The 21,634-nt window shown below is 60.8% G+C and carries 19 protein-coding genes; 16 read left to right on the top strand and 3 right to left on the bottom strand.

Annotated elements, in window-relative coordinates:
* The first annotated feature begins 41 nt into the window (after nt 1-41).
* From QU596_RS04250 to QU596_RS04240, 3 genes are read left to right on the top strand one after another with little or no spacing between them, the layout of a single operon-like run.
* Nucleotides 42-1,700, top strand: a complete 1,659-nt coding sequence (locus tag QU596_RS04250) for a carboxylesterase/lipase family protein (RefSeq protein ID WP_308517362.1) — start codon at nt 42-44, stop codon at nt 1,698-1,700.
* Nucleotides 1,701-1,748: 48 nt separating this feature from the next.
* Entirely contained in the window at nt 1,749-2,780 is a 1,032-nt protein-coding gene (locus QU596_RS04245) for an alpha/beta hydrolase family protein (protein ID WP_308517360.1), read from the top strand.
* Nucleotides 2,777-3,799 (top strand): Gfo/Idh/MocA family protein, encoded by a 1,023-nt coding sequence (locus QU596_RS04240; protein ID WP_308517359.1) that lies wholly within the window; start codon nt 2,777-2,779, stop codon nt 3,797-3,799. The genes QU596_RS04245 and QU596_RS04240 overlap by 4 nt, the downstream gene beginning before the upstream one ends.
* Here the strand turns inward: QU596_RS04240 and QU596_RS04235 are convergent.
* Nucleotides 3,783-4,622 carry a sugar phosphate isomerase/epimerase family protein gene (locus QU596_RS04235; RefSeq protein ID WP_308517357.1) on the bottom strand — a complete coding sequence of 280 codons (840 nt, stop codon included), beginning with the start codon at nt 4,620-4,622 and terminating at the stop codon, nt 3,783-3,785. The two genes, QU596_RS04240 and QU596_RS04235, sit on opposite strands and share 17 nt — an antisense overlap.
* The gene (locus QU596_RS04230; protein ID WP_308517356.1) at nt 4,619-4,999 is read right to left on the bottom strand and encodes a VOC family protein; all 381 of its coding nucleotides are present in this window, start codon (nt 4,997-4,999) and stop codon (nt 4,619-4,621) included. Before QU596_RS04230 ends, QU596_RS04235 begins: the two co-directional genes overlap by 4 nt.
* Nucleotides 5,000-5,147: 148 nt before the next feature.
* Here QU596_RS04230 and QU596_RS04225 point away from each other — a divergent pair, with 148 nt between their 5' ends.
* The 4 genes from QU596_RS04225 to QU596_RS04210 all read left to right on the top strand — a co-directional run bounded on the left by QU596_RS04225 (nt 5,148) and on the right by QU596_RS04210 (nt 9,019).
* Complete coding sequence (locus QU596_RS04225) at nt 5,148-7,178, top strand: outer membrane protein assembly factor BamB family protein (RefSeq protein WP_308517355.1); 2,031 nt, start codon at nt 5,148-5,150, stop codon at nt 7,176-7,178.
* 2 nt (nt 7,179-7,180) lie between these two features.
* Nucleotides 7,181-8,164 carry a ThuA domain-containing protein gene (locus QU596_RS04220; RefSeq protein WP_308517354.1) on the top strand — a complete coding sequence of 328 codons (984 nt, stop codon included), beginning with the start codon at nt 7,181-7,183 and terminating at the stop codon, nt 8,162-8,164.
* Nucleotides 8,165-8,265: 101 nt separating this feature from the next.
* Entirely contained in the window at nt 8,266-8,679 is a 414-nt protein-coding gene (locus QU596_RS04215) for a pseudoazurin (protein ID WP_308517351.1), read from the top strand.
* Nucleotides 8,680-8,698: 19 nt separating this feature from the next.
* The gene (locus tag QU596_RS04210; protein WP_308517350.1) at nt 8,699-9,019 is read left to right on the top strand and encodes a hypothetical protein; all 321 of its coding nucleotides are present in this window, start codon (nt 8,699-8,701) and stop codon (nt 9,017-9,019) included.
* Nucleotides 9,020-9,021: 2 nt separating this feature from the next.
* Here QU596_RS04210 and QU596_RS04205 read toward each other — a convergent pair whose 3' ends face one another.
* Nucleotides 9,022-9,795: a FadR/GntR family transcriptional regulator gene (locus tag QU596_RS04205; protein ID WP_308517349.1), complete on the bottom strand. Its 774-nt coding sequence runs from the start codon at nt 9,793-9,795 to the stop codon at nt 9,022-9,024.
* 121 nt (nt 9,796-9,916) lie between these two features.
* Between QU596_RS04205 and QU596_RS04200 the strand changes: the two genes are divergently transcribed.
* From QU596_RS04200 to QU596_RS04160, 9 genes are all read left to right on the top strand, one after another.
* The gene (locus QU596_RS04200) at nt 9,917-11,440 is read left to right on the top strand and encodes an aldehyde dehydrogenase (protein WP_308517348.1); all 1,524 of its coding nucleotides are present in this window, start codon (nt 9,917-9,919) and stop codon (nt 11,438-11,440) included.
* A 2-nt stretch (nt 11,441-11,442) separates the two neighbouring features.
* Nucleotides 11,443-12,636, top strand: coding sequence for a CaiB/BaiF CoA transferase family protein (locus tag QU596_RS04195; protein ID WP_308517347.1), 1,194 nt, complete (start codon nt 11,443-11,445; stop codon nt 12,634-12,636).
* Nucleotides 12,633-13,499 carry a citryl-CoA lyase gene (locus tag QU596_RS04190; protein ID WP_308517346.1) on the top strand — a complete coding sequence of 289 codons (867 nt, stop codon included), beginning with the start codon at nt 12,633-12,635 and terminating at the stop codon, nt 13,497-13,499. The genes QU596_RS04195 and QU596_RS04190 overlap by 4 nt, the downstream gene beginning before the upstream one ends.
* Entirely contained in the window at nt 13,496-15,253 is a 1,758-nt protein-coding gene (locus QU596_RS04185) for a thiamine pyrophosphate-binding protein (RefSeq protein WP_308517345.1), read from the top strand. The genes QU596_RS04190 and QU596_RS04185 overlap by 4 nt, the downstream gene beginning before the upstream one ends.
* A gap of 351 nt (nt 15,254-15,604) precedes the next feature.
* Nucleotides 15,605-16,855 carry an MFS transporter gene (locus tag QU596_RS04180; RefSeq protein WP_308517343.1) on the top strand — a complete coding sequence of 417 codons (1,251 nt, stop codon included), beginning with the start codon at nt 15,605-15,607 and terminating at the stop codon, nt 16,853-16,855.
* Between the two features lie 36 nt (nt 16,856-16,891).
* Nucleotides 16,892-19,954 carry a TonB-dependent receptor domain-containing protein gene (locus tag QU596_RS04175; protein WP_308517342.1) on the top strand — a complete coding sequence of 1,021 codons (3,063 nt, stop codon included), beginning with the start codon at nt 16,892-16,894 and terminating at the stop codon, nt 19,952-19,954.
* Between the two features lie 42 nt (nt 19,955-19,996).
* On the top strand, nt 19,997-20,887 hold the full coding sequence (locus tag QU596_RS04170; RefSeq protein ID WP_308517341.1) for a shikimate dehydrogenase: 891 nt from the start codon (nt 19,997-19,999) through the stop codon (nt 20,885-20,887).
* 50 nt (nt 20,888-20,937) lie between these two features.
* Nucleotides 20,938-21,138, top strand: a complete 201-nt coding sequence (locus QU596_RS04165; protein ID WP_308517340.1) for a hypothetical protein — start codon at nt 20,938-20,940, stop codon at nt 21,136-21,138.
* A 15-nt stretch (nt 21,139-21,153) separates the two neighbouring features.
* Entirely contained in the window at nt 21,154-21,630 is a 477-nt protein-coding gene (locus QU596_RS04160) for a c-type cytochrome (RefSeq protein ID WP_308517339.1), read from the top strand.
* Nucleotides 21,631-21,634: the final 4 nt, after the last annotated feature.

The raw sequence follows: 21,634 nt of genomic DNA, 5'->3' as shown, positions 1-21,634 counted from the left end.
GCCGGGCCTAGCCTGTGACGAGTTTCTGTGGAGAGACTCGAATGATTGCTTGGCGTTTTCGGCTGATCGGCGCGACTGCGGTGTGTTTGGCGCATGGGATCGCCAGCGGTGCGATGGTTCCCGTGGCTGGGGACCCCGTTCGCACAACTTCTGGTCTGGTGTCAGGGACGCAAGTCGCTCCCGAAGTAAAGGCTTACCTCGGAATCCCTTACGCAAAACCACCGGTGGGCGATCTGCGGTGGAAGGCGCCGGAGCCAAACAGCTGGACCGGAACCTGGAACGCCGACCGCAAGGGCGCTGAATGCATTCAGGTGCTTCGCCCTCACGATATCAATCACTATTTTGGTGAGGAGCCGAGCAGCGAAAACTGCCTGTACCTGAATCTATGGACGCCGGCGGGTGCGAAGGCCGGCGACAAGCGGCCGGTCGTCGTGTTCATTTACGGTGGGGGTGGCACCATCGGCTCTTCCGGGATGGCCAATTACGATGGCACCAACATGGCCAAGCGCGGCGCGGTATTCATCAACTTTAACTACCGCGTTGGACTCCTCGGCTTCATGTCTCATCCGGAGCTCACCGCCGAGCAGGGGGGTCATTCGGGGAACTACGGCTATCTCGACCAGAATCTCGCGTTGCGCTGGATCCGGGACAATGTCGCGAAGTTTGGCGGCGATCCCGACAAGGTGGTGCTGACCGGCCAGTCGTTCGGCGCGGGATCGGTCGCTGCGCAATATACCAGTGCCCTATCCAAAGGGCTGTTTCAGGCCGCGATGTTCTCCAGCGCCTGTGGATTTACGACGCAGGGGCAGAACACGCCGCAGACGCTCGCCGAGGCCGAACAAGTTGGGCTCGAGGCGCAGCGCCGGTTGAAGGTCTCGAACCTGGCAGCGATGAGGAATGTGCCGGCGGACAAGATCCTCGCACTGCAGGCCGAGACGCAGGTTGGGGCCAACGTTCAGGGAATTCGTTCGAGGCCGATGATCGACGGATACTTCTGGACGGGCACCAAGGAAGACGCATTCGCCAAGGGGCAGGCCAGCGACGTTCCGATCATCGCGAGTTCAAACGGTGACGATCTCGATTCCGGCCAGTCGCCGCTGACAAAAGCTAAAACGGTGGCCGAGTATGAGGCGACGGCCCGGCAGATGTACGGCGCGGATGCCGACGCATTCCTGCGGCTGTTTCCCGCAAAGAGCGACGCCGACGTCCCGGCAATGGCGCATCGCGCCGCGATGGAAAACGGTATGATGAAGGCGAGCCGGACCTGCGCGGCGGTGAAGGCGAAATACAATAAGTCGCCGACATTCATCGATACCTTTACGCACAAGCATCCATACGCGCCGGGAGTCGTGCTTGCGGATCAGAACGTCGCGACCGTAGGGGCTTATCATACCGCCGACGTTCCATACTGGTTCGATACGCTGGACAGTTACAATTCGCTGCGCACAACCCGCGCACCGATGGCCTGGGATCGGCAGCTGACGAACATCATGGCCGGCGCCTTGATCGCTATCGCCGAGAAGGGGACTCCATCGACAGACCTGTTTGCGTGGCCTGCGTTCAGCGAGAGTCGACCGAGCTACGCATTGTTCGGCAACAGCGCGAAGATCGAGCAAATGAACCTGAAGCGCATGGATTGGCTGGCTGCGCACCCGGCGAAATCGATTGCCCCTGCCGAGGCTCCGCGCCCGCGGGACTGAAGGCCGCGAGCTTCGACACGGGCCATACGCTGAAAGGAAAATCCGACCATGAAAAAGATCGTCTGCTTTGTCGCGGCGTTGATTTCTCAGTCCTCACTTCTGGCGCAGCCGCTGCCGCCGGCTCCAGTGCTAGGTGCAGAAAAGGACGCCGACGGGCGCCCGCTTCCGTTCGGACGCCAGCCGGTCGAACCTTACGGAAAGGCGCTCGGCACGGGAGCCTTCAAGGCGGTGATGGCAACCGATCAGGGGCTTCCGGCCCACGTTCTTTATTATCCCAAGGATCTGCAGCGCGCTGGCAAGCTGCCGATCATAGCTTGGGGCAACGGGGCTTGTATCAATGCCGGAAACCGCTTTCGCTTTTTTCTTACGGAGATCGCGAGCCACGGTTATTTCATCGCCGCGAATGGGGTCATGGCCAACGACAAGCTGGAAGTAGGCCCGCAGGAGAACCCGGCGGTTCGCGCACCAGGAACGCCGCCACCCCCTCCACCAACGGCAGAACAGCGCGCGGCAAGCGCGCGCCGGGCGCCGGGAACGACGACCAAGGAGCAGCTGGTCGAATCTATCGACTGGGCAATCCGGGAGAATGATCGAAAGGGAAGTCCTTATTACCATCGCCTCGACACCTCGAAGATCGCGGTGATGGGCCAATCCTGTGGCGGCGTGCAGGCCTTGGGCGTGGCTGCAGATCCGCGCATCAAGACGATGATGATCTGGTCCAGCGGGGTCGGGATGATCCCGAACAACCCGGCCGATCCCGCCGCAGTGCTGGCCAGCATTCACACGCCGGTGGCCTATATTTTTGGCGATCCGCAAAACGACATTGCCCACCTTGCCAGCGTCGACAACGTGAAGCGCTTGGGTGAACGGGGAATTCCTGTTTTTGGCGCATGGCAGGACAAAATGACTCACCTCGGCACCTACGGTCAGCGCAATGGGGGCTTCTTCTCAGATATCGCAGTGGCTTGGCTTGATTGGCAGTTGAAGGGCAGGGCCTCAGCGGCAACAATGTTCAAGGGACGCGCCTGCACGTTATGCCGGGCTCCGGACTGGCACGTAACGAAAAGCGGCCTTGATTGAATCGCGCCGTCCGTTGGGGCGTCCTCGGGACGGCGAATATTGCGGTCGAGCGCACGATCCCTGCACTTGCGCAAGCATCGGGGGCTGAATGCATCGCCATTGCCTCGCGCGATCTCGCACGCGCGCAGGCTGTGGCGGAACAGTTCGGGGTTCCGAGAGCCTATGGGACCTACGCTGAGCTTCTCTCCAACCCTGATGTCGACTGCGTATACATTCCTCTACCCAACCAGCTTCATGTCGAGTGGGCAGGGCAGGCCTTGCGGGCGGGCAAGGCGGTACTTTGCGAAAAGCCTTTATGTCTCACCGCCGATGATGTTCGAAAGCTCATTCGCTGCCGCGACGAGACGGTTGGTCTGATTGAAGAGGCACTGGTTTTCCGCAGTCATCCGCAATGGGGCTTCATAGCCGACCAACTGAATGCTGGATCGATCGGTGTGCCGCTCGCGGTCCAAGGCACAATCGCAAAGCAATTCCTCGACCCGCAGGATATTCGCAATCAGCCTGGGCTGGGTGGCGGCGCGACGTACGATCTCGGCGTATACGTCATCGCCGCCTGCAATGCGGTTTTCCGTCGTGCCCCCACGCGCGTTAGCGCTGTCATGGATCTTGATCGGGTGTTCAAGGTGGACCGCCTTGTCACGGCAACGCTCGACTATGGGGATGCCCAGGCGAGCTTTGTTGTGAGCTCACAAGGTGGCACATCGGCCTGGGCAACTCACCAGCACTTTTCGGTTCTTGGCAGCGAAGGCTGGATGCGCGCGGATTTTCCCTATGCGCAAGCCCGCCCCGCGGGCTGCAGCGTAACGATCGGCGACAGCAGCAGCGTGGCCAACTTTCCGACGAGCACCAAGATCTTCGAGCCGGTCAACCAGTACCGGCTTCAGGTCGAGCGCTTTTCAGCCCTATTCCGGCAGGAACCCGCGCCGCACTGGCCCATCGAGGATGCGCTGCTCACCCTCCGAATTATTGAAGCGCTGTTTCAATCGGCGCGCGAATCGCGGATCATTGAACTGGACTGATCGACGAAGACTGCACCCTCCGGGCGGACGCCACCAACGCCTTGGTGGCATCGAGCGCATCGCGGACACGCTGCTCGACGGGCATCCTGCTCGCGAGGCCCGTATTAGGAATTTCCACGGCCACAGGAATGTTCTCGGGCAACGTCCTGAACAGACCCAGTAGGTCCAACTCCCCTTCGCCGGGGTTGAGCCGCTCCCCGCGGGCGGCACGGATCAGACCCTCGGTCGACGAAGGCGCGCAAGCGGGAGCGTCGGAGACCTGCACGAAATGCAGCAATTCAGGAGGTACGCGCTGGAGATCGTCCAACAAACAGCCGGACCGATAGAAGTGCAGCGTATCGACGGTGACGCCGACATTCGTTTTGTCTACTTTTTCGAGCAGGCGGAGGACGTCGTTCACGCCTTTCATTTTCGTCCAGGTCAGAAACTCTAAGTCAGCGGTCAGGCCATAGCCGGCGAGCAAATCGCACAAGCGATCGAAGTTATCGCACAGGCGGCCCCACTCGTCATCGTGCGCTTGCGTCAGGATGTGCCGTGCACCCAGGTCGGCGGCAACTTCGATCGTGGGACGCAGAGTCGAGACGTCGACATCAGGCGTGAGCCGCACGAGTTCGACGTCAAGCACGCCAAGTCCGAAGTAGCGCAGCGCTTCTTTCGTAGATCGTCGCAGATGCTTGTCGGTCGTCAGCGGCCACGCGTCTCCACCGGTCACCTCAAGCAGACGTAACCCCACGAGGTCGTAGCCGGCATGCGCTGCGATCTTGATCAGCTCGGGCGGTGACGCTTCGAGGACGGTCAGTTGAGCGAGAGAATATTGGGTCACGGCTGTGCGAACAGCATCTCGAGCCTGACCCCATCGGGATCCTCAAGATTGAACTGCAACAGCTTCGCGGCCTCGAATGACATTTCTCGGAACGGCACGCCGAGTGCGGCCAGCTTTTCACGCCAACCTTCGGGACCAGTGCAGTTCAGCGCGACATGGTGCACACCCGGGCCATCATTGGGATCGCAGCCCTGTGCGGTGAGGGCTCGCTGCAGGTGGATGCAAGGACTGCCCGCGTCGTCATGCATCCAGACGTGATCGGCTGAGGTCGGGCGGGTCGCTGCAGGCCCCGGCCGGAGTCCGATAACATCACGATAGAAGCATACGCTGGCGTCGAGATCTTGCGTACGAATGTTGACATGACCCAGGCTCGTCATCGCACCTCCGCATTCAACTTATCTTATAATGTACGACAAAATACTTGACCACCCTGCTGCCGGGTGCGAGCAATCGACCCGCACTGATCAGTGGGAGAGCGTCGGCACCAGGTTACGGTGGCGGCGATGAGATTGTGAAGGGCGCTGAATGAAAAGTTTTGCCGGTCCCGGTTCGTTGTTGCGCGCCGGAAGCGTCTGCACCCTGGCGTGGGCACTTTCGGCCTGCGCCACCATGTCCTCGGCGCCGATTGCAAACGCGGACTGGCCGACGGTCGGTTTCGATAGTGGCGAAACCCGTCACTCTCCAGTCAGCCAGATCACGCCGGCTAATGTCGCGCAACTGCAGCCGGCTTGGACGTTCCACATGAAGCCGGCAGGCACGACGGCAGCAGCGCCGACTTCCGCCGAGCGACAACAGGCGCAGGCCGAACAGATCGGTGGCCCGGGGCAGGGTGCGGGCGTGCCTGGGCCAGCGGGCGGGCCGGGCGGAGCCGGCGGTGGTCTCGGCTTCAATCCTTTTTCGAACGGCCGCTTCAACGCATCCGAGACGATCCCATTGGTGATCGGCGGTGTGATGGTCGTGGGAACGCCGTACGGGCGGATCGTCGCGCTCGATGCTGCCAATGGTGCGGAGCGTTGGGCGCACGAACTTCCGAAGGGTGTGAACCCGGCGACGCGCGGCATGGAATATTATCCCGGCGACAAGACATCGCCGCCGGCACTGATTTTCGGAACCAGCGACGGAAAGCTGCGGTCGATCCGGCTGTCGGACGGCGCGCCTTCAATTGGGTTCGGCGAAAACGGTGTCGTGAATTTGCGGACGCCCGACGTCATGGTCGGTGGTCTTAACAAGCCTTATTCGCTGACCTCTCCACCGATTATCTATCGCGACATCGTAATTACCGGTTCAGCGGTTGGCGAAGCAATCGGAGGATCGCGCGGTGACGTGCGAGCCTGGGATGCACGGACCGGCAAGCAGTTGTGGAAGTTTCGCTCTTCGCCGGACTCCAATGAGCCAGGCGGAGACACTTGGGCGAACAACAGCGGCCATAATCGTTCCGGCACCAACGTCTGGGGATTGATGACGGTCGACGCCCAGCGCGGCATTGTGTACCTGCCCTTCGGCGCGCCGACGAGCGACCGGATCGGCGTCGATCGTCCCGGCAACAACCTGTTCAGTTCTTCGATCGTCGCCCTGGACGCCAGCAACGGCCGCTACCTCTGGCATTTCCAGGTCGCGCATCACGATATCTGGGATAATGATTCAGAAGCGCCGCCGACCCTCGTCGATGTCCGGCACAATGGGCAGACAATTCCGGCAATTGTCGTGGTCACCAAGAACAGCCTTGTTTTTATTCTCGACCGCCGCACCGGAAAGCCCATTTTCGGTGTCGAAGAGCGGTCGGTCGCGGCAAGCGATGTCCCCGGAGAAATCGCATCCCCGACGCAGCCTTTTCCGGTCGCGCCGGAGCCGCTTTCCAGGATGGCGATGACCGCCGCCGAAATCTCCAAAGTAACGCCTGAACACGAACAATTCTGCCGCGACCTTGTCGGCAAGCTGGCGCTCGGCGGGCCGTTCAACCCGCCAACCTACAATCGGCCCGGCCTGTATTTCCCAGGCACGCTCGGCGGCGTAAACTGGGCCGGCGGATCGTACGATCCCAAGCTTGGCCTTTATGTCGTTAATGCTTTTGCCCTTGGGCAGATTCAGCAAATTGTTCCCGACGGCAAAGGGTTCTTCGCCAATCGTGGTCCGCTCAACGGGCGCTTCTGGGACGCGAAAACCCGCATGCCTTGTCAAAATGGTTTGTGGGGAGAAATGGTTGGCATCGACGTCAACACCGCAAAGATCGTGTGGCGTTCGCCGCACGGTATCTCGGACAATCTTCCGAGCGGCCAGCAAGCGACGGGCCGGCCATCGATCGGGGGCCCCATCACGACGTCAGGCGGCGTGACCTTCATTGCCGCGACGGACGACGCCCGTTTCCGCGCCTACGATACTAGAACCGGCCGCGAGCTGTGGACGTACAAGCTTCCCGCTTCCGCCCACACCAATCCGATTACGTATGCGATCAACGGCCGGCAGTATGTAGCGATCGTTTCTACGGGAGGCAGCTTTCTCGGCACGCCCATCGAAAGCGATCAGCTGACCGTGTTCGCGCTGCCGCAGGGGAATTGATCATGAAGGCGAGCCTGTCGGCGATTGTGACCGCTTTAGCGATTGCCGCTCCAGCTTGGGCGCAGAATGGAAATCCGGGCGGCTCGATCAACGACAATCTTGGCAATCCGGATTATGGCGTTTGCCGCGGTGTCGACGCGAAATGCTTTCACCAATGGAAGCGTGAGCCCACCAGCAAATATCGGATACTCCTGTTCACCCGCACTGCGGGTCCGCGGCATGCAGCCTTGGGCAAGGCCTTGGGAAGCGGTCTTAACCCGATGCTTGGACCGGACAACATTATCCAGCGCGAAATGCAGCGCATTGCTGCCGATAACGGCTGGGCGATAGATTACACCGAAGATCCGGCGCAGATGGTGAATCTGAGCGGCTATAATGCCGTGGTCTTCGTCTCGACCTCGCGCGATGCACTCGACGACAATGGCAAGACGGCACTGCGGCAATATCTACGCGCCGGCGGCGGCTTCGTCGGCATCCACAATGCGTTCGGCACGATGTACAATTGGCCTTGGTATGAGGGGCTTCTCGGGGGCACGAATTTCTACGATCACGGCCCATTCCGGAAAGCTGACGTTGTCATGGTCGATAAGAACGATGCGTCGACTCGAGGTCTGCCCGCGCGGTGGGAATTTGGCGACGAATGGTACAACCTCGTCCCGTTCCCGACAAAGGTGCGCTTCCTCGCCACCGTCGACGAGAAAAGCTATGGTGCGACCTTGGAACAGCCGCGTCCTCCTGGCGGTGCATTTCCGCTGGGTTTTCCGCCGCGATTGCCGTCGGTGGTCGGGCGCCATCCGGGCCATGGCAGCTTTCATCCGGTGGCCTGGTGCCAATATTATGATGGCGGCAAGGCGTGGCTCACGACCCTTGGCCATGACGCGCGCGCATATGAGGCGGATGGCGGCTTCATGGGTGCGCAGCAGTTCCAGAAGCTGATCGCCGGCGGCATCGCGTCGGTGATGGGCGCAAAGCCCTTCTGTCGCTGAAATGTCCCACAATTGTTCAGCGGTCGCTCAGGCGCCGATCAATAGATGCCCAGCCAAGCGATGAGGTTTCGATAGTGCGCGTATCAAACATTCTGTTCGCCGTGACGGCGATTTTGTTCGCTAACTCGCCGGCTGCGGCCCGGGAATGGCGCGTCGATATGGTCAACCGCGGCGCCAACGGCTCGATGGATTTCACGCCGGCTTTCCTGAAGATTGCGCCAGGTGACACGGTGCGTTTCGTGGCCAAGGACAAAACGCACAATGTTGAGAGCATCAGGAACATGATGCCTGCCGGGGCATCGCCGTTTCAGGGAGCGATCAACCAGGACGTAACCGTCAAGTTTTCTCGTGCGGGCCTCTACGGCTACAAATGCTTGCCCCATACCGCGATGGGCATGGTGGGGCTCATTCAAGTCGGCAGCGCGGTGAACCGCCCCGCCATCGTCGCAAATCTGGGAAGCTTGCCGCCGCTAGCACGCGCCCGCATGACCAAATTTCTGCAGTTGGCCAAGTGAACGACGGAAGAGCTACGACATGCGCCTGACCCTCTCCATTCCCGCGGCTTCGGTTGTCGCTTCTCTTCTTCTGCTGGGATCGGCGGTCGCGCATGGCACCGTAAAGGGCTCATCGGCAGCGCCTGCAAAGGCGGCCGCTGCTTCTACGAATGACGACACGTCGCTGCTCGAAAAGCACTGTTCGTCATGCCATGCGGTCGATCAGGTCACCGCCGCGAATAAGAATGCATCCGATTGGGCTGAAACCATGGATCGGATGATCGATCACGGAATGCAGATCACGCCTGAAGACAACAAGCGGATTCAGCAATTTCTCGTGGCCCATTACGGCGCCAAATAGAGCTACTTCCTCACACGCTTCGGCCTGATCGAATCGGCAGTTTCAGTGTCCTCGCGGGCATGCGCGATCAGGCGTTCCATCGCATTGTGCGCCTGGCCAGACCGACGCGCCTTAACGGCGTCGAAGATGGCTTTGTGGTCTGGCCACGTGTCGCGGTCGATGTGCTGCTCCCGCTTATATTCGGCAATGAACTTCACCGAAGCGGCAATGATGCTTGCGAGACGGCTTAGGACGTCGTTTCCAGCCGCCGTGAACAGCGCGGCGTGAAAGCGTTCGTCCGCCTGTTCCGCGCTTGGGCTATCGGGTTCGTTGACTCGCATTTCCTCCAGCGCGCTGGCCATTGCGGCAAGGTCCTGATCGCTCCGCCGCAGCGCAGCAAGGGACGCCGCGGCCGGTTCCACAATCGCGCGTAGTTCGTACAGGGCGGCACGAAACTCGGGCGTCGGATCATTCGATAACGCCCAATCCAAAACGTCCGGGTCGAGCAGGTTCCAGCGGCTCCGCTCGGTCACCAGCGTTCCAGCCTTTTGCCGACTTTCGACCAGTCCTTTTGCGGCCAAAATTCGCACGGCTTCGCGATAGGCGTTGCGTGACACTTGGTGTTGCTGGCTCGCAGCGATTTCACCGGGCAAACTCTCGCCGGGCGAGTATTCACCGGACAGAATTTTCGAGCCGAGGTCGCGCGCGAGCGACTGATGGAGCCGGGTCTTCAGTTCCTCAGTCGGACGCCGGGTGATTTTCCGGGGACGGCTGCCTTGCACGCGAGAAGTGGCCATATCTTCCTGCTTTATGAACCCGCCGGGTTTGTGTCGAGAATTCCGCACACGCCGCCTAAAAAGCAAAATTCCGACTCGACAGAAATAATGTACTACAATATCCGTAGGGGTGAGGGAGAGAATGTCAGCAACGGTTAACTCGCCAACGGGCGTCGATGGCGCGACGCATGGGGCTGCGTCGCGGCAATATGGTGCCTACATCGACGGTCGCGAAGAGGCGCCCGCCAGCGGCGAGTATTTCGCTACGCAGGACCCCTTTACCGGCAAGGATTGGGCGCAAATTGCGCGCTGCACTTCCGCCGACGTAGACGCGGCGGTCGCTTCATCGAAGGAGGCCTTCGCGTCGTGGTCACGGCTGCGGCCCTCGCAGCGGGGAAAGGTGCTGCGCAAGTTCGCTGACGCGATCGTGGCCAATGCCGACCGGCTGGCTGAAATCGAACGGCGAGATAACGGCAAGCTTGCTGCTGAGGTGAACGCGCAGGTTCGCTATCTCGGTGACTATTTTCATTATTACGCGGGCCTTGCGGACAAGGTCCAAAGCGCCGTCATCCCGACGGACAAGGACGGGGTGTTCGCTTACACTGTCTTCGAGCCCAAAGGCGTGGTGGCGATCATCACTCCCTGGAATTCGCCGCTTACACTGACGAGCTGGAAGCTGGCGCCTGCGCTGGCCGCTGGCTGCACCGCGGTGATCAAGCCCTCCGAATTTACGTCCGCATCGATGATCGAACTCGCCGCGATCGCTACCGACGCGGGAATCCCGCCAGGGGTGATCAACGTCATAACGGGGCTCGGACAGGAAGTCGGCGAGCCGCTCGTTGCGCATCCCGGCGTCGCTCACATCGGCTTCACTGGCGGCGAAGTTGCGGGTCAGAAAATCTACGAGGCTGCCGCGCGCGGCCTGAAGACCGTGACGTTGGAGCTCGGCGGCAAGTCGCCGAACATTGTCTTTGACGATGCTGACCTCGATCAGGCCGTAAAGGGCATCGTTTCCGGCATCTTCGCTGCCACGGGCCAGACCTGTCAGGCCGGATCGCGCCTCCTCGTACAGGATAGCATTCACGATGAAGTCGTGCGGCGCCTGATCGACTTCATCAGCGATGCGAAGATCGGAGACCCCGCGGATCTGACGACGCAGATCGGGCCCGTCGCCACGAAGCCGCAGTTCGACAAAATCATGTCGTACATTGAGCTTGCGAAGCAGGAAGGTGCGACGCTTGCCTATGGAGGCAAGGCGCGGTCGGAAATCGGTTCCGGCCAATTCATCGAACCGACGATCTTCACCGGCGTCGAAAACAGCATGCGGGTGGCGCAGGAGGAAATCTTCGGTCCGGTCTTATCGGTCATTCGGTTCACCGATGAGGAAGATGCAGTGCGCATCGGCAATGACATCGCATACGGGCTCGCGGCCGGCGTGTGGACGCAAAGCCTAAAGCGCACGATGTACGTCACGGACCGCCTCAAAGCCGGAACGATTTACGTAAACAACTATCGCGCAACGAGTTTCACATCCCCCTTCGGGGGATTCAAACGCTCGGGTATCGGCCGTGAATCCGGCCCCGACGCGATTAAGGATTATTTGGACGTCAAGACCGTCTGGCTGTCGAGCGATCTCGACGTGCCGAACCCGTTTATCAGGCGCTGACGATGCTTGAGGGGGTGCGCGTTCTAGATCTGACCAATGTCCTGGCCGGGCCGTTTTGCGCCTATCAGCTGGCACTGCTGGGCGCGGAGGTCATTAAGGTCGAGACTCCGGGAACGGGCGACCTTGCACGGCAACTCGGGGCTTCACCTAAACTCAGCGCGGAGCTGATGGGCGCGTCTTTCCTCGCGCAAAATGCCAACAAGAAATCGGTGACGATCAACCTGAAGGCCGACGAAGGCAAAGTCGCATTCCGCCGCCTAGTGGAAACGGCGGACGTCCTTGTCGAGAATTTCCGGCCCGGGGTGATGGCCAGGCTCGGCGTCAGCTATGAAGAATTGAAAGCAGTCAGCCCCAAGCTGGTCTACTGCGCAATCTCCGGCTTTGGGCAGGAAGGCCCAATGCGCGCCGCCCCGGCTTACGATCAGATTGTTCAAGGCCTTTCGGGCGTCATGAGCATTACGGGCGATGAGGAAAGTGCGCCGCTGCGTGTCGGCTATCCCGTGTGTGACAGCATCGGAGGCATTACCGCGGCTTTCGCCATCGCCAGCGCGCTGGTTCGGCAGGGCAGAACTGGGGAGGGCGCCTTCATCGACGTGTCGATGCTCGACTCCACGCTCGCCACCATGGGCTGGGTCGTCTCCAATTATCTCATCGCCGGTCAACGACCCGTGCCGATGGGGAACGACAATTTCACCGCCGCGCCTTCGGGCGCGTTCGAGACCGCCGACGGTCTGCTTAATATCGCCGCAAACAAGCAGGAACAGTTCGTGACGCTGATGAGCCTTCTCGACCGTGCCGAACTGGTTGAAGATCCGCGTTTTGCTCACCGCGAGGAACGCAAGCGCAATCGCGCGGCGCTCACGGCGGAGATCGCAGATAGTCTTCGAACGCGGTCCGCCGCCGATTGGGAGACGATTCTCAATGCGGCGGGTGTTCCGGCGGGCCGCGTGCTGGACGTGCCGTCTGCACTTGATCTGGAGCAGATCAGGTCGCGCGCGTTGGTCGAGCAGCTCGAAGATTTTGAGGTCCTGGGCAGACCGCTGTCGCTTGTGACGGCCGGTTATCGGCTGGCCGACCAAACGCGCAGGATTCATTCGGCACCGCCACGCCTCGGCGAACATACTGACGAACTCCTCGGCGAGGTTGGTTACTCGTCCGAGGAGATCGCCGAACTTCGGAAGGTTTCTGCGATATGAGCGATACGGCGGAAGACATCGTCGCGGGCGCCGAGCGGTGGTGGAGCACGTCGATCATCGACATCCATCCCGGCGAAATCGATATTCGCGGATACCCGGTCCAGGACTTGATTGGTGCGATCAGCTTTCCGCAGATGATCTGGCTGATGGTTCGCGGCGATCTGCCGACCCCGGGGCAGGCAAGGTTGCTCGAAGCCGCGTTGGTGGCCTCGGTGGACCACGGTCCGCACGCGCCGTCGATCGCGATCTCGCGAATGGCCATCAGTTGCGGCGCGGAGCTGAACAACGCCATGGCTTCGGCAATCAACGTGCTCGCGGACGTGCACGGCGGTGCCGGTCAGCAATGCATGGAATTCTACCAGATCATCCGGTCGCACATGACCACCGGTAGTGACCTTGAGTCGGCAGTCGAAGCAGCCCTTCCGGAATATCGGGAGCAGCACGGCAAGATCGTCGGCGGCTTCGGGCACCGCTGGCATCCCGTCGATCCGCGGACCGAGCCTTTGCTCGCAATGGTCCAGGATCTGGCGGATGCCGGAGAAATCACCGGCGAGTACATTGCGATTGGCCGCGCCGTCGAAGCGGTCCTGACCCGCCACAAGGGCAAGCCGATTCCGATGAACATCGATGGCTCGACAGCGGTCATCTTCAGCGAGCTGGGGTTTGAGCCGGCAATGGGCCGCGGCCTGTTCATCCTTTCGCGATCGGTCGGCATTCTATCTCACGCCTGGGAGCAGATGCAGCAAGGTGGCCGGATCAAAGGCCCGATGCCGAAGAACATTCCATTCACTTACACGGGCCCGCAGCGTCGGTCGCTCGAATCCTCGAAAACCGCTTCGGCGGCCGGACGGAGCAAATCATGAAGGACCTCGTCTCCCATCAACTAGTCAGATATCTCGAGCACCGCGGCGTCGAACATATTTTCGGACTTTGCGGTCACACGAATATTGCTGTCCTCACCGCGCTGACCAACAGCCCGATCAAGTTCATCAATGTCCGCCACGAACAGATCGCGGCACATGCGGCAGATGGCTACGCGCGCATCAAGAAAAAAGCCGCGGTTGTCCTGTCACACCTCGGTCCGGGTCTCACCAATGCTGCGACAGGCGTTGCCAATGCGGCGCTCGATTCCATCCCCATGGTGGTTATCGCGGGCGATGTCCCTAGCCACTATTATGGCAAGCATCCGCACCAAGAAATCAACCTGCACGCCGACGCCGCGCAATGGGAAGTTTACCGTCCGTTCGTGAAGCGAGCCTGGCGGGTGGATCGGCCAGACCTCCTCCCCGAGATTGTCGCCAAAGCCTTTCAGCTCGCCGAGAGCGGGCGCCCGGGACCCGTCCTCGTGTCCGTGCCGATGGACATCTTCTCCGCGGAGATTGACGTCGACCTCTTCGAACGTGTGAAGCCTCACACGACCGAAGTCGCGAAGCCAGCTCTCGACGAGGAAATTGCCAAGCGGATCGTTGTGGCGCTTGGCGATGCGGAGCGGCCGGTCATCTACGCCGGCGGCGGAGTCCTGATCGCTGACGCAAGCGAAGAACTCGCGGCGTTTGCCGACCATATGGGCATGCCTGTCGCGCATTCTCTGATGGGCAAAGGCGCAATCCCCGACGATCATCCGATGACGCTTGGCATGACCGGTTTCTGGGGCACGCAGTTCGTGAACGACGCCTGCCGCAATGCCGATGTCCTGCTCGGCCTCGGCACCAGCTTCAAGGAAGCGGACAGCAGTTCATGGGAGAGCGACTATACGTTCGACATTCCGCGAACGAAGCTGATCCACATCGACATCGATCCGTCAGAAATCGGCCGCAACTATCCGGCTACGATCGGCGCGATCGCGGATTTGAAGCAGGCGCTTATCGCGCTCAATCGTGCGGCCCGCCAGCTGTATCCGGCTGGACGCGACAATCCTGAACTGCGTGATTCAATTCAGCGGTACCGGCGGGAATTTGCGGCGACCAACGACGAGGCTTCTTGCAGCGATCAGTTCCCAATGCGTCCCGAGCGAATCCTGGCCGACGCGCGCGCTGTGCTTCCGCGCGACGCGATCATCACGACCGACGTCGGCTGGAACAAGAACGGCGTGGGCCAGCAGTTTCCGATCTACACCCCGGGATCAATCCTTACACCCGGCGGCTATGCGACAATGGGCTTCGGTGCGCCGGCGGCACTGGGCGCGAAGATCGCAGCCCCCGATCGCGTCGTCGTGTCACTCGTCGGGGATGGCGGTTTCGGGCAGAATCCTTCGTTGCTCGCGACCGCCTTTGAAGAAGACATCCCTGTTGTCTGGGTGGTCATGAACAATCGTGCATTCGGTACCATCGCCGGGCTTCAGAAGGCGCATTTCGGCACGACGTTGGGCACGGTATTCGAGAAGGACGGCTGTCCTTATTCGGCGGACTTCGCGGCAATGGCCAGGGCGTACGGGGTCGAAGGCGTCACCATCGAAAGCGCTGATCAATTCAGACCGGCGCTCCAGCAGGCAATCGCAAGCAACCGTCCGGTCGTCCTGGACGTCGTCATGGAGAATGCTCCGGTGCCGACTACTGGTCACTGGAACATCATGGATATCTACTCGCCAGGACAAAAGGTCACTCACGTCACGACGTGACGACAGAGTTGACCGAAGTCTGCTTGGTGTAGCGCAAATCAATTTGAAGCTGGAGAGCGTCTGCTCGCGGGCCTGTGCTTGCCTTGCAACAGCTCAACTCCGTCAGCCGCTGATTACGTTTTTTGTTCTACATTTTCGTTGCACGACCGATGAATCGGGATATGGTCGATTCGTGGCGGAATGAGAGTTTCGTCGCATGGGGAGAGAGACTTTGGATCGTAGTGAGCGCGCCGAGCCGGCGTGTGCAAACGCGACCGCATCGCGCCTGCATCAGCTTCGGGTTGATTGCCTGTGACAGCTGTTTCTGGTGATGCACAGAGGTCTCGGCCCGACGGGAAATCTCGCGTTCGCTTGATTGTTCTCGCGCTCGTCACGATCGCCACCATGCTCAATTACCTGGACCGGTCGGTGATGAGTGTGGCGAAGCCCGCCATGGCCGATGAGCTGCACATTTCCGCGGCGACGATGGGCTTCATCTTTTCCGCCTTTTCCTGGACATATGCGTTCGCGCAGATCCCCGGCGGAGCCTTGCTTGATCGATTGGGTGTTCGGCTCACTTATGCCGGCAGCTTGATCCTCTGGAGCCTCGCGACTTTCGCCCACGGACTCATGTCGAGCGTCGCCGGATTGTTCTCGATGCGCCTGGCACTCGGGCTTGCGGAGGCGCCCTGCTATCCGTCGAACAGCCGCATTCTCAACAACTGGTTTCCGCAGACCGAACGGGCGCGCGCGACCGGGGTCTATTCCGTCGGGCAGTATGTCGGCGTCGGCTTCATGCTCCCGGTGCTGGTATGGATCGTCGCCAGCTGGGGATGGCGTTCGCTATTCTTTATCGTGGGCGGATTGGGCGCGCTCTACGGGGTCGTCTTCTGGGCGCTCTACCGCGATCCGCAGCACAGCCGGCGCCTTAGCGAAGCGGAGCACCGGGTCATCACGGAGGGCGGAGGGCTGACCGAGAGCGTAAACCGCGTTCCCTTCACGCTGGCCAACATCATGAAGCTTTTGTCGAAGCGGCAGATCCTCGGGGCGTCCATCGGCCAGTTTTGCGGAAATTCGACGCTCGTTTTCTTTTTGACCTGGTTTCCCAGTTATCTCGCCGAAGAGCGGCACATGGACTGGATCAAGTCCGGCTTTGCGGCATCCTTGCCCTATATCGCGGCGTCCATCGGCGTGCTTTTTGGCGGTTTCGTTTCCGACAAAATCATTCGCAGCACAGGCTCGGCAACGCTTGGACGCAAGCTACCGATTGTGGCCGGACTGCTGATGTGTTCGACAATGATCGCGGCCAATTACGTGACCGACAACAATGTCGTTATCGCGATTATGTCGATCGCCTTTTTCGGCCAAGGCATGGTCAATCTCGGCTGGACGCTGATCTCCGACGTGGCGCCTCGTTCCATGATCGGACTGACGGGCGGCGTGTTCAACTTGTGCGCCAATCTTGCGGGCATCATCACGCCGATCGTCGTCGGTCTCGTCGTCCAGAACACCGGCTCCTTCTACGGCGCGCTCGCCTACATTGGCGTGCTCGGCCTGGTGGGCGCCGGGGCCTACATTTTCATCGTCGGTGACGTTCGCCGGGTCGAACTCGAGGGGGTTTGAGCGCCGGTCAGTGAATTCGTTTTACAGGAGGGACTTGTGAAAAAATTGAACCATGCCCTGGCATGCGGGTGCTCCGTCATCTCGCTCGCCTTTGCATTTTCCACACCGGCATTTGCACAGGCCACGATTGCACCCCCGCCGCCGGTACCATCAGCGTCCCCCACGAGCAGCGGCGTACGTCCTGCGACCGCCGGCGACCGAGCCCCCGAACAGTCCAGCGACGCTGTCGAGGCGGCGCAGACGGCCGCGCCCGCAGCAGCTGCCCAGACCAATGCGCCCACCGATGCGATCGTCATTACCGGAACGAGCATCCGCGGCGTGGCGCCTGTCGGTTCAAATCTGATCAGCGTTGGGCGCCAGGCGATCGAGCAAACTGGCGTGCAAACCGTCCAGCAGATCTTGAAAACGGTGCCGGCCGTGGTCGGCCTTGGTAGCGCCGGCCAGGGTGCGTTCGGTTCCGCGGATGCGTCCGGCACCAATGCGCCGACAATTCACGGCCTTGGCGCGAGCGCGAGCAATTCGACGTTGATCATCATCGACGGCCACCGCTTTCCTCTGGCGGGCGTCAACCACGCTCTGGCCGATCCGAATATCATTCCGCCGAACGCCATCGAGCGCGTCGAGGTCCTCCCCGACGGCGCATCATCGGTTTACGGGTCCGATGCGGTCGCCGGCGTTATCAACTTCATCACGCGACGCCGTTTCAACGGAGTGGAAGTCAGCGGGCAGGTCGGTTTCGCGAAAAATTATCGTACCCAGCAGGGCGGCATTGTTGCCGGCCGCACTTGGGACAGCGGGTGGCTCCTTGGGGCTTACAACTATTCGCATCGCAGCGCGCTTGCTTACCGGTCACGTAGTTACCTCGACGCGTTCAACGCCGACGAAGCTCAGGCAGCCGGAATCGATTTGAGCTCCGTCACTGCGCAAAATCGCGCCAACCTCGGCAGCTTCAATTGCGATCCGGCGACGATTCAAATTGGTTCGACGGTATATCGGTCTGACGGCACCACGTACGGCAATCCGGTGTCGAATGCCCAGGCCAACGCCTTTTGCGACGTGAACCAATATTCGGACCTGCTGCCTGACGAAAAGCGAAACAACTTCCTGCTCAAGGGAGAGCAACAGGTCGGCGACAGTCTCACGGTTGGCGTCGACTTCGTCTACTCCAACCTGACGGACTACACGCGCACGTCGCGGGCGTCCGGCGGCACCGCGGTCCAGACCACCGTTTACGGCCCTGGCAGCACGCCGCCAGCGGGCGCGAGCATCAATCCATTCTTCGTCACCGTGCCGGGAACGACGGCCACATCGTACACCGTTCGCTTTTCCGGTGATCAATTGCTCGGCCCGGGCGCCTACAACCGCGCCGGCGAGAAGATCTGGTACGTTTACCCGCACGCCGAATATAAATTCTCGGAGAATTGGCGGGCGAGCGCCGGACTTGTCATCGGGGAAAGTGACAGCATTTCTCGCGACGTCGGTCGGCTTTGCACAAGCTGCGCTGTCCTCGCCTTGAACGGCGGCCCGGTTTCCTTGCCTTCGGGCCAGTCAGTTACCGCCAGCCCGCTTACCGCGGCAAACGCTTTGGATGTCTGGCGCCTTGGCGGCGCCAATCTGACCTCGGCGACGATCCGTCAGGCGCTGACGGACTCGACCGTGGACCAGGATACCAAGCAAGGTTTCGAGCAATTCCGCGCACAAGTGAACGGCGATGTTCTGCAATTGCCGGCGGGAATGCTGAAGCTCGCCGTCGGCGGCGAATATATGCACTACACCATCGGTCAGACGCGCACGGGTCCTAACGGGCTCGGTCGCGCCAGCACCAATTCGACCTACCTGCACCTCGATTACAAGCGGAACACGAAGTCTGCCTTCGCGGAGGTCTACATCCCGGTCATCAACGCCGACATGCACGTGCCGGGCGTTTACAGCCTGGATCTCAATCTTGCTGGTCGGTACGACAAGTACAGCGACTTTGGATCGACGAAGAATCCCAAGATCGGCGCGAACTGGGAAGTCGTTCGCGGGGTGCGGCTCCGCGGCAGCTGGGCGAAGTCATTCGTTGCCCCGGCCCTGACGAGTTACGGCGCCGACAGTCTCGGAACGACGGCGGAAACGAACGTCGCCAATGGCCCGACCAACCTGGCCGTTCCGATCGCTACCTACCCCAGTGTCACCAGCATTCCGGGTGTGGTCTGCAATACGACTACATGCACCATCGGTACTGCCGCCATCCGCGGACTGCAGCTCAATGGCGGCAACGCCGCGTTGCAGCCGCAGAAGGGACGGACGTGGTCTCTCGGTGGCGACATCCTTCCGTCGCTGCTGCACGGACTTCGACTGAGCGCCACCTGGTGGCATAACGAAATCAAGGGTGGGATCACGGCGCCCCAGGCAGCCTTCGCGGTGCTTGGTGATCCGTCACGACTGACGCTGTTCCCCGGCGGCGTGACCGGCTCGTCGCCAGCGCTCCAGGCCCTGCTCGCGGGTCGGCCGATCGCGACAACGATCACCGGGACCTACTATTACGTCTACAGTTTCCAGCAAGGGAACGTGCTCAACCTGACGGCCGAAGGCATCGATGGCGAAGCTTATTACCGGCACAATACGCGTTGGGGTGGCGTCGATGTTGACCTGTCGGTTTCCTACAAAACGAAGTTTGACCAGAGCTTCGGGTCAGGTCCCAAGTTCAGCGTTCTGAACACTACCGGCTTCAACACGACGTTCCCATCGATCAAGCTTGATTTGCGCGGTAACGTCGGGGTCGACGTGGGGCCGGTCCGCGGCGTGCTCTACGTCAATCACACCGGAAAATATAAGAACTGGAGCGGCAACGCGATCAACCCGGTAGTAATCACCGGTGGTGTGCCGAGCGGTGGCGACCCGGTGAAGGCGTTTACGACCTTTGACGGCCACATCGATTTCAAACTTCCGGGAGACCGGCTGACGTTCTTGCCGAAAGCGACGATCTATCTGGACGTCGTGAACATCGGCAACAAGAAGCCGCCGTTCTATAACAATACGAACGGCGGGTACGATCCGTTCTCCGGGAATCCGCTGGGCCGTGTTGTTAGTGTCGGCCTGCGGTCGCGCTGGTAGTTGGAGGTGGGCCCGGCCAACCGGCCGGGCTCAAACCCGCTAGTGCCTGACTTGCAAACTCATCATGCCCCGCGCGATCGTTTCCTCACAGGACTGGTGGGTGAAGGGATAGGAAGTTCACGATCGCCTTGGCTCCATGAAGGCGAAGCCGACGCCCATTCCGCGCGCCTCATCTATTCCCTGTTTGATCTGGCGGGGAGGGGCATCGCGGGCCTTAAGCCGCTGCTGGATGCAGCCATCCTGACAGGCTTTTCCGGCCTCAACGTCACGCATCCTTTCAAGCAGGCCATTATTCCGCTGCTGGATGAACTCAGTGCGGAAGCAGCGATGATCGGCGCGGTGAATACCGTCGCTTTCCACGATGGCCGTTCAATCGGTTACAACACCGATTGCGCGGGTTTTGCGGAAGGTCTGCGAAGGGGGCTGACCGGGGCGAGTGTTCGCCAGGTTGTTCAGATCGGTGCGGGCGGAGCGGGGGCGGCAACCGCCTTTGCGCTCTTGCAGCAAGGCACGATGCACCTCGAAATCCACGATGTTGATGCGGCGAAGGCGGACGCGTTAGCCGCGCGCCTGCGAGAAAATTTCGACGCGCAAATTGCGGTCGTCCAGAATCTCCGTAGCGCCGTCCAGACAGCTGACGGCATCGTGAATGCCAGCCCCGTTGGAATGGTTGGTCACGACGGACTGCCAATTCCGGCCGAATGGCTTCGGGAAGAAGCGTGGGTCGCGGATATCATCTACTTTCCCTTGCAGACCGAACTTCTTCGTGAAGCGCGCCAAATCGGCTGCCGAACCGTGGACGGGATCGCGATGGTGGTTTTCCAAGCAGCGGCAGCGTTCGAGATCTTCACGGGGCTGGAGGCGGACAGGGAAAGGATGCTCGCCCGCGCGCTCGCTCACTGGCAACCGGACAAGAAAGATGCGCCATCGTGAAACGTTCGCTGAGGTCCGCAGTCTGCGAGGTGATTTATGCTCAACCCGGGTTGACGCAGACCGATGTCGCCAAGGCAATTTACGGGTCGGCCGCATACCCCGGACAAGTTGCGCGCGTTTGCGCCGAATTGCTCGAAGAGGGGCTCATTCAGCGCCACGGCCGCGGCGGCCCGGCCGATCCCTTCGTCTATTTTTGGCGACTGCGGCACCAAGTTTGTGACGGCGCCGGCCAAGAACGTCCCGCACTGTAGAGAGGGAGAAGGTTAATGACGCACCTCGACTTGCCGAAATTGGCCCTGATGGCGGCTACTGCGGCATTCGGCCTTTCTGTTGCCAACGCGCAGAGCCCCGCGCCCTCCCGCGCACCTGAGATGCCGGCGCCGAGCAATTTGCAGTTCTTCCCCAAGGATATTCCGCGTCCTGAGCTCATGGCCAACATGCGGTCCTTTACGCAAGCGCTCGGCGTGAAATGCTCATTCTGTCATGTCGAGAATTCTCAACCGGCAACCGGACTAAACTTCGCTTCCGACGCAAACCCCGAAAAGCGCATCGCAAGAAAAATGCTCGCAATGGTCCAGGGCATCAATCAGCGGGATTTTGGCGTGCCTGCCCACGGAGCGATCAAAGTATCATGTTTCACCTGCCATCGCGGTGCGACCTTGCCGCTGACGACACCTGCGGTGAATCCGCAGGCAAAGTCAGCGGCGCCGCCGGCGGGGCCAGCAGGAACCGGGAGAGAATAAGAAG

The sequence above is a fragment of the Sphingomonas flavescens genome (genome assembly GCF_030866745.1).
Classification (GTDB): domain Bacteria; phylum Pseudomonadota; class Alphaproteobacteria; order Sphingomonadales; family Sphingomonadaceae; genus Sphingomicrobium; species Sphingomicrobium flavescens.
The sequence above is the reverse complement of the archived record's forward strand: the minus strand, read 5'-3'. Positions and strand labels throughout refer to the sequence as shown.